Origin of the sequence: Clostridium sp. AF34-13 (assembly GCF_003477845.1) — a bacterium.
GTDB lineage: Bacteria > Bacillota > Clostridia > Lachnospirales > Lachnospiraceae > Butyribacter > Butyribacter intestini.
Genome location: NZ_QUEB01000019.1, coordinates 51,578 through 52,132, shown reverse-complemented (window position 1 = coordinate 52,132; position 555 = coordinate 51,578). Strand labels below are relative to the sequence as shown.

1 protein-coding gene is annotated in these 555 nt (G+C 32.3%); it reads left to right on the top strand.

Annotation, left to right across the window (positions count from 1 at the left end; translation table 11 throughout):
* Positions 1-501 (top strand): transposase (locus DWZ63_RS14115; protein ID WP_147353242.1); only part of this gene is annotated, 501 nt, incomplete at its 5' end.
* Between the last annotated feature and the right edge of the window lie 54 nt (positions 502-555).

Here is a 555-nt window from a genome sequence, read left to right as displayed (position 1 = left end):
GTAGAGTATTGTGATAAGCTGTTTGCATATGAAAGACATTTTAAAGAAAAAGGTTATTCATACAAACAGATAAAAAATGGTCGTCTCAAGAAAGAAAAACCGGTAATTGAGGCTTTTTTGTCATGGCTTGAAAAGCAGAAACCCATTAAAGGCAGTAAATTTGCCACAGCAGTTACATATGCATTAAATAGAAAAGAACATATGATGACATATCTCGAAGATGGTCGCTGCAGTCTGAGCAATAATTTAAGTGAACAGAAAATGAAATCATATGTTATAGGTAGAAAGGGATGGCTTTTCAGTGACAGTCCTGAAGGTGCAGAGGCAAGTGCCATATCATATAGCATAGCCGAAACAGCATTAGCGAATGGATTAAATGTATATAAATATATAACATATGTATTAGAGAAACGACCTACTGAAGAAATGGCAGACAGTGAATTAGAAAAGCTGTTACCATGGAATGATAAAGTTTTTGAAATATGTAAAATCGAAAGATAGATAAAGAAAAAAATAACTTAGCATAAAGAGTAAAATAATATTTATGCTAAGTTA